This is a genomic window from Kribbella sp. NPDC051620 (genome assembly GCF_044453825.1).
Lineage (GTDB): Bacteria > Actinomycetota > Actinomycetes > Propionibacteriales > Kribbellaceae > Kribbella.
In genome coordinates this window covers 536,016-551,457 of sequence record NZ_JBITDB010000001.1, presented here as the reverse complement: position 1 = coordinate 551,457, position 15,442 = coordinate 536,016, and the positions used below count along the sequence as shown (strand labels likewise).

Sequence of the window (15,442 nt, the reverse complement as noted above, 5' to 3'; positions counted from 1 at the left end):
AGCATCTCGCAGGACATCACACGATGGATCACGGCACGCGGGTCAGCCAGTCCTCGGTGCCGAACTTGGTGGTGACCCGGCGTTGGGCCTCGGCGACTGTTTCGGCGTCGATGGCTGCGTCGGTGAGGCCGTAGCGGTTGGCGAAGGTGCCGACCAGGCGGTTGATCACCTCGGTGCGTTCGAGGCCGGTCTGGCTGCGCAGGGGGTCGACTCGTTTGTTGGCGCTCTTGGTGCCCTTGTCGGACATCTTCTCGCGGCCGATCCGCAGTACTTCGAGCATCTTCGCGGCGTCCATGTCGTAGGCCATCGTCACGTGATGCAGCACCGCGCCGCCGGCGAACCGCTTCTGCGCGGCGCCCGCGATCTTGCCGGCCGGCGAGGTGATGTCGTTGATCGGCTGGTACGTCGCAGCGATGCCGAGCTCGTTCAGCGCGCCGACCACCCAGTCGTCGAGGAAGGCGTACGAGTCGACGAAGGACAGCCCGGAAACCAGCGACTCGGGGACGTAGAGCGAGTACGTGATCGTGTTGCCCGGTTCCACGAACATCGCGCCGCCGCCGCTGATCCGGCGTACCACCGTCACGTCGTGTTTGGCCGCGCCGGCCAGATCGACCTCGTTGGCCAGCGACTGGAAGCTCCCGATGATGACCGCGTTGGAGGCCCACTCCCAGATCCGCAACGTCGGCGGCCGCTGACCCGACCCGACCTGCTCGGCCAGTACTTCATCCAGCGCCATCTGCAGCGCCGGCTCCCGCGGTACGTCGTGCACGAACTCCCACGCATGATCCGTCCACGCAGTAGCCCCCGTCAGCGCCCGCCGCACGGCCACCGCAACCGCCTCCGGCGAAAACCCCAGCATCTCGACGCCATCGCCCAGCACCCCACGAACCCGAGCCGCGATCTGAGCCACCGGCATCTCGACCGGCACGCCGGTCAGCGCCCCGTTGATCCGCTCCAGCGCGTCATCCGGCTCCAGGAAGAAGTCCCCGCTGATCCGCCCTCGTCGCACCACCTCGTCGACGACATCCAGATCAGCTACAACCAACTTCCCACCAGGCACCTTGTATTCACCATGCACACCACTACCCAACCACCCAAGCCCGGAGGATGTTCCTCAAGACCCCCACCGCAAGCGATCATCAGCCATGCGCGACCGCCTGCACGCTCTGCCCGTCTGGTTGTTCCTCCTGCTCAACTGGGTGAGCGTGACGGTCCTCCTGTTCATCGCGCTGACGATCCAGTTCGCCGTCCGTCCGGTCGACCTCGATCCGTCGGCGACCTGGAAGCTGCTGATCGCCGCCGTGTCCGGTCTGCTCATCGCCGCTCCCCTGACCTGGTCGCTCAAACAGCGCTGGCGTCTGCAGGACCGGGCGATGGGTGACGCTCCGGTCGACGTTCGCCGCGCGGCCGCCAAGGCAGCGTGGAAGGGTCCGGTCCCCGCTGATCCCGAGGTCCGGGCGGCCGCGCTCCGGCTCGCTGAGGAGCACCTGGCCAAGACGCGCAAAGCACGTGTCCTGGTCTTCGTCGGCGTCGGCCTGGTTCTGATCTCCGCCGTCGCGAGCGCCGTCACCGGATCCCCTTGGCGGCTGCTCTTCGTCGCCCTCTACGTCCCGTTGCTGGTCACCGTGCTCCGTGCCCCCGGTCGCCTTCGCAGACGCATCGCCCAGCTGTCCGAACCGGAGTAGGTGTATCAGCGGGGCGGTGCCGAAGGCTCTCGAAGGGAGGTGATCACACCCCGAGACGAGGGCGGCACAGATGTCGGAACTGAGCGTGGACGTGGAACTGCTGGCCATCGGCGCCGGGCCGTCGAACCTGGGGCTCGCGGTGGCGCTCGAAGAGCTGGCGCCGGAGCTGGCGCGGAGCAGTCTGCTGATCGATCGGAACTCGGAGATCGCATGGCAGCAGGGGATGTTGATGCCGTGGGCCACCAGCCAGGTGTCGTTCCTGAAGGATCTGGTGACGCAGCGGGATCCGACCAGCAAGTTCTCGTTCCTGAACCATCTGTTCGAGACCGGGCGGATGGACGACTTCGTCAACATGAGCACCTTCACGCCGTACCGGGTCGAGTTCACCGAGTACCTGCGCTGGGTCGCCGCGTCGCTGGAGAAGGTGAAGATCGAGCTCGGCCGTGAGGTCATCTCCATGCGGGCCAGGAAGGACGAGACCGGGTCGGTGACAGGCTGGGTCACCACGCTGGCTGACGGCAGCACGATCAACAGCCGGTACCTCGTGTACGGCGGCAGTCGCGAGGCCAACATCCCACCGGTGCTCGCCGATCTGCCGCCCAACCGGGTCGTGCACAGTACGGAGTACCGGCAGCGAGTTGCCCAGTTCGATGGTGAGCTGCCCTACCGCGTCGCCGTCGTCGGCAGCTCACAGAGCGCCGCGGAGATGTTCCGCGCCCTGCGCGACGACCTGCCCGACAGTGACGTCGCCTGGCTGATGCGGTCGATCGGGCTGAGCTCCGACGCGTCCAGCAAGTTCACCAACGAGCTGTACTACCCCGGCTTCGTCGACGAGTTCTACGACGCCCGGCCGGCCGCGCGCGAGCAGATCCTGCAGGAGATGTACCGGACCAACTACTCCGTCGTCACTCCCCCGATGCTCGAGCACCTGTACGCCGACCTCTACCTCGACCGCTTCAACGGCCGCAATGAAAGACGCCTGATCCCTATGGTCGACATCACGGCCGCCCGCGAGACCGGCGACGAGCTGGTACTGGAGTTGACCGACCGCCGCACCGGCGTGGTCACCGAGCTGCACCGCGACGTCGTCTTCCTCGGCACCGGCTTCGACACCCGGATGCCGCGGCTGGTCCGCGAGCTGGCGGGCAGTCTCGACCTCGACCGGATCGACGTCACCCGGCGGTACCAGCTGGAGCTCGGCGTACCGAGTGCCGCGGCCTGCTACCTGCAAGGCGTCAACGAGCAGACCCACGGCATCTCCGACACCCTGCTCAGCGTGCTGGCCCAGCGGGCCGAGGAGATCTGCCGCGACATCATCGCCCACCGCGAGCGGATCCCCGCCGCTGTATCAGGCGAGGAGGCAGCAGCGCTCTAACGGGTGGCAGAACGGCGACCCCGAGGAGATCCCGGATGGCAATGGTCGAACTGGAACGGACCGCACTCGACGACGTGGCCCGGGCCCGGGAGCAGGCCTTCGCCGGCCTGCAGGCAGCGATGCCACCGGCCATCCTGGCCGAGGCGTTGCGGTGCACCGTCAAGCTGCAGGCCGAGCTGCCACACCGCGAGGAGCTGGAGAAGAACCTCGTCATGGTGGCGTTCGGCGGCGGCAAGGACAGCTCGTACACGCTGGCCTTCGTCCGCGCGATGCAGCTGATCCTGTACCGCGTCCACGGCCGGACGTTCCGGATGCGGGTCGCCACCAACCGGCACGCGGGCATGCCGCGACCCGTGATGGAGAACATCGACCGCGAGTACGTGGCCCTGCGGCTGTTCGACGACCCGGACTGCGAGCTGCTGCTGGTCGACGGCGACGAGGTGTCGGAGTTCTACGTCGACTCGCCGCAACGCGAGCATGTGATCCGGCGCAACCGGCTGGACATCCTGATGACCGGCCACCGCACCTTCGCCGACGGCCGGCCGACGTTCTGCAACTCCTGCAACCTCAGCGTCTTCAACGCGTTCGGAGTGGCCGCGGCGTACGGCGACGGCGCCGACATCATCATCACCGGCGACTCGCCGCGCGAGCAGCGCCAGTACACCGCCTGGGTCGGCCGGCTGGCCCGCCAGATCCGGGCGACCGACCCCGGCACGATCCGCGAGCACGCCAGTACCGAGAACGGCTTCGGCAAGGTGCTCGGCCAGCTCGACGACATCGCCGGCGCCTACTTCACCGACATCCTCGGCCCCGACGCGACCACCGCGATCGCCGAGCGGCAGGTCAGCACCGCCGTCCCGGACCGGTTGAAGTTCTTCTCGATCTACGACGAGACCGACTACGCGGCCGGCGACCACTTCGAGCTGCTGACCGGCTTCCTCGGCTTCCAGTTCGACGACCTGGCGTTCAGCTTCACCGAGTCCGACTGCGCGAACCCGGCCCTGATGGCGCATCTGCGCGGGATCAAGGCCGAGCACCTGTTCCAGCGCTCGTACGACGAGGGGATGGCCGAGTACGTCCAGTTCGCCCTCGGCCTGATGCGCAAGAAGGACATCCCGGCCGGCCTGATCGAGACGATGCGGGCCAGGTACGACTCCCCGGACGCGCTGAAGCGGATGCGGCTACTGGCCGAGGAGTACGCGCTGGAGACCTTCGCTCTCACCGAGAGCCACCTGGTCTGCATGACCTATTCCCCCTTCGCCGGGCAGGGCGCCGGGCTCCAACAGTTCATCGAGCGCGAGCACCCCGAGCTGGCCGACCGGGTCGCGGACATGCACAGCCTGCTGGCCGGCGTGACCAACGACGTCGAGCTGGCCGCCGAGCTCGAGCGGATCAGCGGACTCGAACCGAGCCAGTTGCGGGTGCTCTACAGCCGGTCCGTGCAGACCCCCGGCGGCGGCGGCGCCCCGGTGATCGACCTGATCCTGCAGGGCGATCCGCACAAGGCGGTCATCGAGACCAAGCACTCCGAGAACGGTCCGAACACCTTCGAGCAGATTTCGGGACGTTAACCCATGGTCGTACACATCTCCCGGCTGGATCGGGACAATCTCGTGCACGAGTACAGCGTCGACACCCAGCGGCTGATGCCGTGGGCGGTGCTGAACGCGCCGTTCGAGGTCTCGTACGCCGTCTGCCGGGCGAACACGGTCTCCAAGCTGCACACCCACCACGAGCAGGAGATCTTCGTCGCCGTCTCCGGCGAGGTCGAGGTCGAGTGCGGTGGCGAGCGGCAGCCCTTCCGGGCCGGTGACGTCTGCTACTTCACGCCGGGCCAGCTGCACCGGGTGCACAACCACAACGACGAGGACTTCGTCTTCACCAGCATCTGGTGGGACCCGGAGATGTCGCACCGGTTCCTGGCCGAGTACGCGGGCTCGGAGACCGAACGGCTCGCTGCAGAGGCCCGCGAGAAGGAAGCAGAGAACGCGGCGACCGCCGCGGCGATCGAGAACTCAGAGCGCGAAGGAGTCACCGCGTGACCGGCGTACTGCCCAAGGACGACGACCGTCCCGTCCTGGTCCTCGGCCCGAACCCCACCCCCAACGGCGGCATGCATCTCGGCCACATCGCCGGTCCGTACCTGGCCGGTGACGTGTATGCCCGCTACCAGCGAGCCCGCGGCCGCAACGTCATCTTCACCACCGAGACCGACGACAGCCAGACCTACGTGGTCGCATCGGCCGCCCGCGAGGGGATCACGTCGGAGGCGCTCTGCAAGCGCTCGACGGTCCAGATCCAGGAAGCGCTGCAGGCGATCGGTATCTCGTACGACGGCTTCGGCCCGTTCGACTCGATGTACAAGGCAACGGTCCTGCAATACTTCAAGGCGCTGCACGACGCGGGAGTCTTCAAGGTCAAGACGGTCCGGCTGCCGTACCTGGAGCGGACCGGCGAGTTCATGGTCGAGGGCCTGATCGAGGGCGACTGCCCGGTCTGCCTGAGCAGCAGTCGCGGGGGCCTGTGCGAGACCTGTTGCCACCCGAACAACTTCGACCAGTTGCTCAACCCGCACTCCACGATCAACCCCGACGACAAGCTGACCTACCGCGAAGCCACCATCATGGTGCTGCCGCTGGAGGAGTATCGCGACCGGCTGACGAAGTACCACGAATCGCTGGCCACCCACCGCCGCCCGCACGTGCGGCAGATGATCGCCGAGCTGCTGGCGCGCCCGTTGCAGGACGTGCCGATCACGTTCCCGCTCAACTGGGGCATCGACGCGCAGTTCCCCGAGGTACCCGGCCAGGTCCTGAACGCCTGGCTCGAGCTCATCCCGGCCGGCATGTTCACCACGTCGTACGCCGCGAGCAAGCTCGGCCGCGACACCGTGCCCGGTGAGCTGTGGCGCAAGGCGGAGAACCTGCGGATCGTGCACTTCCTCGGCTTCGACAACGCGTACTACTTCTGCCTGCCGCACATCGCGATGCTGATGGCGCACGGCGACAAGTACGTCTGGCCGGAATCGATCATCAACAACGAGTTCTACGAGTTGGAGAGCTCGAAGTTCTCGACCAGCAAGCGGCACGTGCTGACGCCGCAGGAGCTGCTGAAGGAGGTACCGCGGGATGTCGCCCGGTTGTACCTGGCGCTGACGGCCCCGGAGTACCAGCGGTCGACCTTCAGCCGGGCGGGGCTGGACAAGATGGCCGAGGACCGGCTGATCGGTCCCTGGAACCAGTTGGCCGGAACGCTCGCGAAGGCGGTCGCCAACGCCGGCGACGACAGCATCCGGCTGCCGGTCACCCCCGGCGGACGCGGTCGAATCGTCCTGATGCTGGAGCGGTTCGACCTGTTCTACGAGATGCCGACGTTCAACCTGAACCGGGCGGCAGACACCGTCCTGACCCAGCTCGACCGCCTGCGCGGCCGCGCGGCAGCCCTCGACGGCATCGGCCTGGACGAGCAGCCGGAAGCCTGGGGCGACCTGTTCGCCGAGGTCAAAGCCCTGCTGGCGTTGGCTTCCCCACTCCTGATCGACCTTGTCACCGCAGCGGAAGAAGCAGGCGTCTTTGACGGTAATTTGAATGCTCTGTTGGCCAAAGGAGCTTTCGAGGCTGCGGATATCAAACCGTTCGCCCCGCCGCTCCTCTCGGCTGAGCCGGCCGGCGCGCTCGCCGGAGGTGGGTGATCCCGGATGCGGATCACGGTGGTCGGTGGTGGCGTGATCGGGCTGCTCACCGCGATCGAGTGCGTCCGCGCGTCCGGCGCCCACCAGGTGGATCTGGTGGACGCCGGTCCGATCCCGTCACCGCTGGCCACCTCGAACGACCGGCTCCGGGTGACCCGCGCGCTGCACCGGGGCGACCCGGTGCTGACGGCTGCGGCCGCGGGCGCGCATTCCGCCTGGCTGGATGTCGAGCGGCTGCTCGGCACGCGGTTCTATCACCCGACCGGTGCCCTCACGGCGATGCCGGCTGAGCAGGCCAACCTCGAACTGGCCGAGCTCACCGCGGACGGCGCGAAGGCCTGGGCGTTGTCACCGAAGGACCTGGCCAACTGGTATCCGCGCGTCAACTTCCCCCTCGGCAGCGCCGCAGTGCTGGAGGCGACAGCCGGCGTCCTGCTGGCCGACCATGCGTTGGTCGCGATGGCCCGGTGGCTTGCTGAGCATCCCCGGGCGCGGCTGCTCCCCCACCGCCAGGTCGTCGCGGTGTCCGAGGTCGAGGGCGACGGTGTTGTCCGGTTCGCCGACGGCGCGACGCAGTCGTCGGATCGGGTGGTCATCGCGGCCGGGCCGTGGTCGCGCGAACTGCTGGCCGGCTCGGTCGGGCCGGACCTTACGTTGTACCGGCAGAGCGTGCTCTCCTACCGGCCGCCGACCTGTCGCCGGAACTGGGCCGAGATGCCAGTCGTGTTGGGACTCGGGCCGAACCGCGATGCCTGGTTCATGCCGACGGTGGCGCAGTCGGAGGCGCCGATGCGGTTGAGCGCGGCGAGCGCGTGCCGGCCGGTGGACGAGATGACCGACCGCGGTACGCCGGACCAGTGGCGTCATCACCTCATCGACCTCTTCAGCCAGCTGATCGACGGTTTCGACCCGGCCGGCGTGGTCGGCGCCAACGACGGCTATTACCTGGCCGAGCGCACCCAGGGCGGGCCGCTGCTGGCTGCGTACGGATCAAACACTGTCTGGGCCTTTGCCGCGTGCGGCGGGATGTCCTTCAAGTTCGCACCCCAGATCGCCCGGGCCATCGCCGATCGCGCGGTGGGTGACTCGCCCCGCGCGACCGGTCTCGAGTCGATCGACAGGCCGCGACAACTCGCCGCGGTCGGTGAGGAGTTGACGCTGTGAAGCTGCTCGCTCTGGAGGCCGTGCAGAACGCCGGCTACTACCAGTCCCGTTATCACCAGGTCGAGGAGTTCGGCGGCACGCTGTTCGTGCTCAACGGCCTGGGTGAGGAAGGCTATTGGGCCGCCGACCGGTACCGGATAGCCGGCTCCAAGCACATCGACGACATCATCAAGGCGGCCCAGGAATGGCATGCCGTCGAAGGGTTCGACGGCGTGCTCACCTTCTCCGAGTCCGGTGTGCTCACGGTCGCCGCGGTGGCCGAGGCGCTCGGGCTGCCGAGCGTCGGTCTCGACGCGGCCCGGATCAGCCGGAACAAACTGCTGATGCGGCAGGCTCAGGAGCGCGGCGGAGCGCCGGTACCGAAGTACCGGCTGGTGCCTGACGTCGACGCGGCGCTGAAAGCGGCCGAGGAGTTCGGCTATCCGATCATCCTCAAGCCGACTTTGGGTGCCGCCAGCAACTTCGTCTTCAAGGTGGACAGCGCGGACGAGCTGCGGACCCGGTTCCCGCAGGCGCTGGAGGGGATGGCCGGCATGTCGTGGTTCCGGATGGAACCCGACGGGCTCGACCTCGGGCCGTACGGGCTGCTGGTCGAGTCGTTCCTGGACGGCCGGGAGATGCAGATCGAGGCGCTCGCCTGGGATGGGGAGGTCTATCTCGGCTCGATCGTCGACCGGATCACGATCGAGGGCAACACCTTCGACGACGACGCCCATCAGGCGCCGACCACGCTCGACGCGGACCAGCTGGCCGCCGTTCACGAGGTCGTCAGCAAGGCCGCCCGCGCGCAGGGACTGAAGCGGAGCGTGATGCATGCCGAAGTCCGTTTCCACCAAGGCAAACCGCACATGCTCGAGATCGCCGTACGGCCCGGAGGTGGCGGGCTGGACTACTTCGCCCGGCTGAGCACTGGGTACTGCCCGATCCGCGCGACGATGGCGGTCGCGGCCGGGGTGAAGCCCGAGGTCCAGCACTACCACCCGACCGGCGTCCACCTGGCCGGCACCTGCTTGATCAGCGCGCCCGGCCGGATCGAGCAGATCACGGTGCCGCCCGCGGTGGCCGAGTCGGACCGGGTGTTCTTCCTCAAGATCACCGCCAAGCCGGGCGACATCGTGCGGCGCCCTCCGGACGGCAACAACATCCTCGGCTTCCTCTGCACCAGCGGCGCGACGTTCGACGAGGCGATCGCGACGGCGTACGAGTTCGCCGCGCAGATCGACGTACGGCTCGCACTGCCGGCAACGGCCTAAGAGATCCACACGAAAGGTGACCTGATGTCCACAACGTTGACCACGCAGGATTCCGGCCAGCCGTCCGAGGCGGGCCGGCCAGTCAAGGGTGGCATCGTCACCTGGGCCTGCAACCCCGGCTTCCCGCCGGCCGCGATCTTCCCGTTCACGCCGCGGGAGCGGATCGGGATCCGGAACCTGTACGAGTTCCAGATCCTGATGTTCCGGCCGCTGTACTGGCTGGGCAAGGACGGCGCGGCCGGCGTCGACTACGACCGCAGCCTGGCGTATCCGCCGGAGTGGAGCGACGACGGCCTGAGTGTGACCGTCACGCTGAAGGACTGGCAGTGGTCCAACGGCGAGCCGATCTGCGCCGACAACGTGATGTTCTGGGTGAACATGATGGCAGTCAAGGGCGACCGGCTCGGGTACTACGTGCCCGGCTACTTCCCCGACAACCTGTCGTCGTACGAGAAGATCGCCGAGGACAAGGTCCGGTTCACCTTCAACGAGGTCTACTCCAAGACCTGGGTCGAGATGAACCAGCTGACCCTGATCACCCCGATGCCGAAGGCCTGGGACCGGACCGCGGACGGCCCGGCGCGGGCGTCGTTCGACAAGGACGACATCCCGGCCGTCTACGCCTACCTGGTCTCGGAGAACGGCGACTGGACCGAGGAGGCCAACCTGCACCGCGGCGGCTGGGCCGACAGCCCGGTCTGGAGCGTCGTCAGCGGCCCGTGGAAGCTGAAGAGCTACGACCTCGACGGCCTCGTCACCTTCGTCCCGAACGAGAACTACTCCGGCCCGAACAAGCCCCAGCTGGCCGAGTTCCGCCAGGTGCAGAACGACACCGACGAGCTGATGTACCAGCGGTTGCTGGCCGGGCCGGACGCCGAGGACGGCATCCACATCGGCTACCTGCCGCCCGGGATGGAGATCACGGACGGCAGCCCTGACCCGCTGGCGGACAAGTACCGGGTGGTGCCGCAGGACGTCTTCGTACTCCGGTACATGCCCTTCAACTTCGACAACGACTCCGACACCGCGGCGATCTACAAGCACGCGTACGTCCGGCAGGCGCTGCAGATGTGCCTGGACCAGGACCGGATCATCGCCGAGGTCTTCAACGGCAACGCCTACCGGATGGACGGGCCGATCCCGCCCTCGCCGCCGAACCCGCACGTCTCCCCCAAGCAGCGCAACAACCCGATGCCGTTCGATCCAGCGGCGGCCGACGAACTGCTCCGCGCGCACGGCTGGGACACCAGCACGATGCCGGCCGGCTGCGTCCAGCCCGGCGAGGTCGCCGGGTGCGCCGGTGAGGGCATCGAGATCGGCGCCCATCTGTCCTTCACGATCCGGTACGTCGAAGGCAAGGACGCGCTGCTCAAGCTGCTGCAGATCTTCAAGGAGGACGCCGCCAAGGCCGGTATCGAGCTCAAGCTGGAGCCCGTCTACGGCTCGGTGATGGTGGCCGAGGACCACGCGCCGAACCAGCCGGCCAAGCGGCTGTGGGAGATCAACACCTGGAACGGCGGCTGGTCGTTCTACGGTCACCTGACCGGCGAGATGCTGTTCGCCACCGGCGGCGGCAGCAACTTCGGCGACTACTCCGACCCGACCGCCGACAAGCTGATCGACGCGACCGTGCACAGCGACGACCCGGAGGCGATGTACGCCTACCAGGACTACATCGCCGAGCAGGTGCCGACGATCTGGTCGCCGGGCTTCCCGAACCGGATGTTCGAGGTCGCGAAAAACCTGCGCGGGGTGGAGCCCTGCAACCCGTACGGCCTGATCAACCCCGAGGACTGGTACTACGTCGAGGACTGATCCGGAAGCCAACGAAAGCCGCCCCAGCCGAAGCTGGGGCGGCTTTCTCTTTGTCTTCGGTCTAGTGCTTCAGTGCTTCAGCGGGGTGGTTGCCGCCGGCAAGTGGTGCATACCGCGCAGCAGCGTGCTCGGCTCCCACTCCAGGAACTTCGGGTCGGCGGTCATCCGCAGGTCCGGGAAGCGCTCCAGCAACCGGGTCAGCGCGATGTTCGTCTGCATCTTGGCCAGCGGCTGGCCGATGCAGAAGTGCGGGCCGTGACCGAACCCCAGGACGCCCTTCGGCTTGCGGTCCAGGTCCAGCTTGTCCGGGTTCTCGTACTGCTCCTCGTCGCGGTGCGCCGACAGGATCGACAGTGCCATGATGCTGTTCTTCGGCACCACCGTGTCACCGATCTCGATGTCCTCCAGCGAGAACCGGAAGGTGGCCACCCCGACGCCGCCGTCGTAGCGCATCAGCTCGTCGATCGCCTGCGACATGATCCCCAGGTCGCCGCGCAGCCGGGCCATCGCGTCCGGGTTGGTGAGCAGGCTCAGGATCGCGTTCGACAGCGTGTGCTGCGAGGTGATGTGGCCGGCCACGGTGTACAGGAAGATCATCGCGACGAGCTCGTCGTCGGTCAGCCGGTCGCCGTCCGGGTTGCCCTCGATCATCGCGCTGACCATGTCGTCGCCGGGGTTCTTGCGCTTCATCTCGATGATCGACTGGCCGTACTCCTGGACGTTCTTCGACGCCTGCTCGACCACCTCCGGCGGATGCCCCGCGCCGACCAGCTCGACCGCCCACTGCTGGAACCGCTCGCGGTCCTCGAACGGGATGCCGAGCACGTCGCAGATGATCACGATCGGCAGCGGCTGGGCGAACTCGGTCACCAGGTCGACGTCGTCGCGACCCTCGAGCTTGTCCAGGTACTGCCCGACCAGCTCCTCGATCCGGTCGCGGAAGTTCTCCATCCGCTTCAGCGTGAAGGCCTTGCTGACCAGGGCCCGCAGCCGGGTGTGCCGGGGCGCGTCGGTGTTCAGCATGTGCTGGGACAGCTCGTCGTCGAAGCCGACGTCGGGCTTGTCGGTCTCGACGTAGGTGCCGGTGTGCCGGGCGAACATCTCGTTCATCCGGGTCCCGTCCTTGCTCACCCGGGGGTCCTGCAGCAGCGTCCGCACGTCGGCGTACCTGGTGACGAGCCAGACGTCGGCGCCGTGCGGGAAGACCACGTGGTGCACGCGGCCCGCCTTGCGGTACGGCTCGAGAATCTCGTACGGCCTCTGCATGAAGTCGTCCGGGATCCGGTCGAGGTCCCGGTGGATTTCGATGGTCATATTGGTCCGATCCTCCTGCCAGCGGGGCATGACGACGCGGGGGCACACGCGGTCCGCGATGTGTCGCCGTCACCCCACCAGAGGCAGCCCGGAGCGGGCGTTGATACACGTGTTTTAGTTGCCTGCAAACCCTGTCGGAGCGGCGTTTCGCGCGGTAGCGTGCGGGACCAAATGTCCGCAGGCAGACCCGCCCGGACAACTCGCCTGCCCGGAACCAAGGGGTGAAGTAACCGATGAGTGAAGAAGTCGACCGCGATCCGGCACCGGCCGAACAACCCGGCACCGGGCTCGGTGCGATCGCGACCTGGCGGCAGACATCGCTGACGTCCAAGGCGCTGCTGTTCGGCGTGTTCGTCAACCGGCTGGGCGCCTTCCTGCAGATCTTCCTGGTGCTGTTCATGACGCACAAGGGCTTCTCGGCCGGTGAGGCCGGCTTCGCGCTGGGCGTCTACGGCGCCGGCCACGTGCTCGGCTCGTTCGTCGGTGGCTGGCTCACCGACCGGCTGAGCGCGCGAGCCGCGACCTTGATCAGCATGCTCGGCTCGGCGGCGCTGATCGTCTCGATCCTGTACATCAAGCCGTACTGGCTGATCCTGGTCGCGATCCTCGTGGTCAGCACGGTCAGCATGCTGAACCGGCCCGCCGCGCAGGCGATGCTGGCCGAGCTGACCAAGCCCGGCCAGCTCGTCATGACGATGGCGATGTACCGGCTGGCGATCAACCTCGGTACCGCGGTCACGCCGATCGTCGGCGTTGCGCTGGTCTCGGTCTCGTACAACCTGCTGTTCTGGGCCGAGGCGTTCGCCGCGGTGCTCTACAGCGCGATCGCGTGGAAGTTCCTGCCTGGCAAGCCGAGTGCGGCCGAGGCGGCGGAGAAGGCGGCGGCGAAGGCGGCGGAGAAGAAGCAGGGCTACCGGGCTGTGCTGGCCGACTGGCGCTACGACTTCTACTTGGCGGCCGTGTTCCTCGTGACCATCGTCTACTGCCAGTACCTCGCGGTACTTCCGCTGGCGATCGTGGACGACGGCATGAGCCTGTGGTGGTACAGCCTGGTGGTCTCGGCGAACGCGGTCGTTGTCGCGGTGTGCGAAGTACCCGCGACGAAGTACGTGCAGACCTGGCCACTACGAATCACCGCCATCGCCGGCTTCGGCCTGGTAGCGGTCGGCTATGGCATGTACGCGATCGCCCTGATCCCAGCCCTGCTGATCGTCGGCACCATCATCTGGACGGCCTCCGAGATCATCGGAGCCCCCACCACCTTCGCCTACCCCGGCATGGTCGCTCCCCCACACCTGATGGGCCGCTACTCCGGCGCCATGCTCACAGTCTTCGGCCTAGGCAATGCAATCGGCCCCGCAGTAGGCGTGTGGGCCTGGTCCCACCTAGGCCAGTCCTTCTGGCTCTGGGCCGCCGCCGTAGCAGTCCTCTCCGCAGTCTGCGCCCGCATAGGCATGCGTAGACCCGACGGCGAGCCGTCGGAGATCCCCGCCCCCACCCCCACCACAGACCCAAGCACCGAGCCCGCCACCTAACAACAAACTGCTCGGCGGCCCGCTGCGCGGGCCGCCGAGCAGCAAAAGCAGAAGCACGCGCAGAGCGCCGTGCGTGGTGGGCGCTCCCGGCTCGCGCAGCGAGCCGACGAGCGCAGGAACAGCGGGAGCACCCCGAGCGCGATCCGCTCGACAGCTACCAACAACAACCCCGCCGCGGCCCGCAAGGGCCGCGGCGGGGTTGTTGTTGGTGTTACTTGACGGGGAGTGCCGTGCCGGGTTCTACGTCTGAGTCTTCCGGCAGTACGTGCATGCCGGTGCCGACGGAAGCGCCGGCCTTCAGGCGGATTACCTCTAGGTCGGACTCGACGGTGGCGGCTCGGGCGAAGACTCCGCCGAAGCCGTTGACGACGGTGAAGACGCCCCAGTTCACCAACCAGGGAACAGGATCGCCCTCAGGCATCGGGAAGTACTCCACCACCGGCCGGATCCGCCGCTGAACGACCCAGGACCCGCCGACGGCCGACCGCACCCGCTCCTCCCACTCCTCCGCGCTGGTCTCCGCGCGCCAGCCCAGCAGCACCCCATCGCCGCCATGCAGCTGCGTCGGCTTGAGCACCAGGTCGTCCTGGTGCGAGAGCACGTAGTCGATCAGGTCGACCCGGGTACCGTCCTCGAGCGTGACCTGCTCGGCGCGAACCGCCCGGGTCCAGGGCAGGATCCGGTCCAGGCTGGCCAGCGTCTCGGCGTCGAAGTGCTTGCGGTTCGCCTCGTCGGACAGCATCGCCAGCGCGCTCTTGCTGGCGAACATCTCCGAGTCCAGCGGCGTGAAGATCTTCACCTCACCGCGGGCCGCCGCGTCCAGGATCGGCTCGGCCAGTGCCAGCGACTCCGGGTCCTCGAGGTCCTCCAGCATGAACAGCCGCTGGATGATGTCGAGCTTCACGTCCCCCAGCCAGACCCCGCCGTCGCGGACCTCGAGCTGCCCGATGTGACCGAAGACGGTGTCGATCCCCATCTCGGTCAGCCGGCCGGAGAAGTGCTGCATGTACGGCTCGAGCGTCTCGTAGCTGCTCGGCCAGTCGACGGTCGCCATCTTCGGCCGCGACCCGGGCGCGAACCCGCTCTCCACCAGCATGTCGTTGACCTGCTCGCGCATCGTGTCGACGAACGTCAGCCGGTGCTTCTGGGCGAACTCCAGCATCACCGGCTGGTCCAGCAACGCGGTCGCCATGTCGGAGTGGTCGATGCCACCGAGCGCGCTGCCCATGTTGAACTCGAGCAGCTTGAACCCGTCCTCGGACAGGTACAGGTCGCCACGACTCTGCTTGGTGACGGTCGTGCCGCGGCTGCGCAGCACGGCCGAGACCTGCGCCTCGCTCAGTCCGACGGCCCGGCCGAACGCACCGAAGTCACCGCCGTACAGCTTGTCGGGCAGGCTGACCAGGGCGGCGTGCATGGTCAGCATGTCGTGGGCCAGCTGCTCGGTCTCCTCGGCGCCGAGGAACAGCGGGCGGGACAGGTACCGGCCGCCGTAGAAGGACTGCAGACCGACGGACTCGGGCTGGGTGCTGGTGAGTTCGCCGGCCGAGATCCCCCGTCGCTTGACCTCGTCGAGATACAGGGCGGTGAGTTCAGCTCGGCTCAAGCCG

At 67.7% G+C, this 15,442-nt stretch carries 12 protein-coding genes; 9 read left to right on the top strand and 3 right to left on the bottom strand.

What is annotated here, in order from left to right; genetic code table 11:
* Positions 1-28: 28 nt before the first annotated feature.
* Positions 29-1,045 carry a biotin/lipoate A/B protein ligase family protein gene (locus tag ACIA12_RS02445; protein WP_396365011.1) on the bottom strand — a complete coding sequence of 339 codons (1,017 nt, stop codon included), beginning with the start codon at positions 1,043-1,045 and terminating at the stop codon, positions 29-31.
* 100 nt (positions 1,046-1,145) lie between these two features.
* On the opposite strand from ACIA12_RS02445, the gene ACIA12_RS02440 reads away from it, so the two are divergent.
* The 8 genes from ACIA12_RS02440 to ACIA12_RS02405 all read left to right on the top strand — a co-directional run bounded on the left by ACIA12_RS02440 (position 1,146) and on the right by ACIA12_RS02405 (position 10,983).
* Entirely contained in the window at positions 1,146-1,685 is a 540-nt protein-coding gene (locus tag ACIA12_RS02440; RefSeq protein WP_396365010.1) for a hypothetical protein, read from the top strand.
* Positions 1,686-1,755: 70 nt separating this feature from the next.
* Complete coding sequence (locus ACIA12_RS02435; RefSeq protein ID WP_396365009.1) at positions 1,756-3,060, top strand: SidA/IucD/PvdA family monooxygenase; 1,305 nt, start codon at positions 1,756-1,758, stop codon at positions 3,058-3,060.
* 35 nt (positions 3,061-3,095) lie between these two features.
* Positions 3,096-4,631: a PqqD family protein gene (locus tag ACIA12_RS02430; protein WP_396365008.1), complete on the top strand. Its 1,536-nt coding sequence runs from the start codon at positions 3,096-3,098 to the stop codon at positions 4,629-4,631.
* 3 nt (positions 4,632-4,634) lie between these two features.
* Positions 4,635-5,102 (top strand): cupin domain-containing protein, encoded by a 468-nt coding sequence (locus ACIA12_RS02425; protein WP_396365007.1) that lies wholly within the window; start codon positions 4,635-4,637, stop codon positions 5,100-5,102.
* Complete coding sequence (locus ACIA12_RS02420) at positions 5,099-6,751, top strand: class I tRNA ligase family protein (protein WP_396365006.1); 1,653 nt, start codon at positions 5,099-5,101, stop codon at positions 6,749-6,751. Before ACIA12_RS02425 ends, ACIA12_RS02420 begins: the two co-directional genes overlap by 4 nt.
* Positions 6,752-6,757: 6 nt before the next feature.
* Entirely contained in the window at positions 6,758-7,915 is a 1,158-nt protein-coding gene (locus tag ACIA12_RS02415; RefSeq protein WP_396365005.1) for an NAD(P)/FAD-dependent oxidoreductase, read from the top strand.
* Entirely contained in the window at positions 7,912-9,168 is a 1,257-nt protein-coding gene (locus ACIA12_RS02410) for an ATP-grasp domain-containing protein (protein WP_396365004.1), read from the top strand. The genes ACIA12_RS02415 and ACIA12_RS02410 overlap by 4 nt, the downstream gene beginning before the upstream one ends.
* Positions 9,169-9,192: 24 nt before the next feature.
* Positions 9,193-10,983: an ABC transporter substrate-binding protein gene (locus tag ACIA12_RS02405; RefSeq protein WP_396365003.1), complete on the top strand. Its 1,791-nt coding sequence runs from the start codon at positions 9,193-9,195 to the stop codon at positions 10,981-10,983.
* Between the two features lie 69 nt (positions 10,984-11,052).
* Here ACIA12_RS02405 and ACIA12_RS02400 read toward each other — a convergent pair whose 3' ends face one another.
* Positions 11,053-12,297, bottom strand: coding sequence for a cytochrome P450 (locus ACIA12_RS02400; RefSeq protein WP_396365002.1), 1,245 nt, complete (start codon positions 12,295-12,297; stop codon positions 11,053-11,055).
* Between the two features lie 233 nt (positions 12,298-12,530).
* Here ACIA12_RS02400 and ACIA12_RS02395 point away from each other — a divergent pair, with 233 nt between their 5' ends.
* Complete coding sequence (locus tag ACIA12_RS02395; protein ID WP_396365001.1) at positions 12,531-13,832, top strand: MFS transporter; 1,302 nt, start codon at positions 12,531-12,533, stop codon at positions 13,830-13,832.
* A gap of 211 nt (positions 13,833-14,043) precedes the next feature.
* Here ACIA12_RS02395 and ACIA12_RS02390 read toward each other — a convergent pair whose 3' ends face one another.
* Positions 14,044-15,438 (bottom strand): hypothetical protein, encoded by a 1,395-nt coding sequence (locus tag ACIA12_RS02390; RefSeq protein ID WP_396365000.1) that lies wholly within the window; start codon positions 15,436-15,438, stop codon positions 14,044-14,046.
* Positions 15,439-15,442 lie beyond the last annotated feature (4 nt).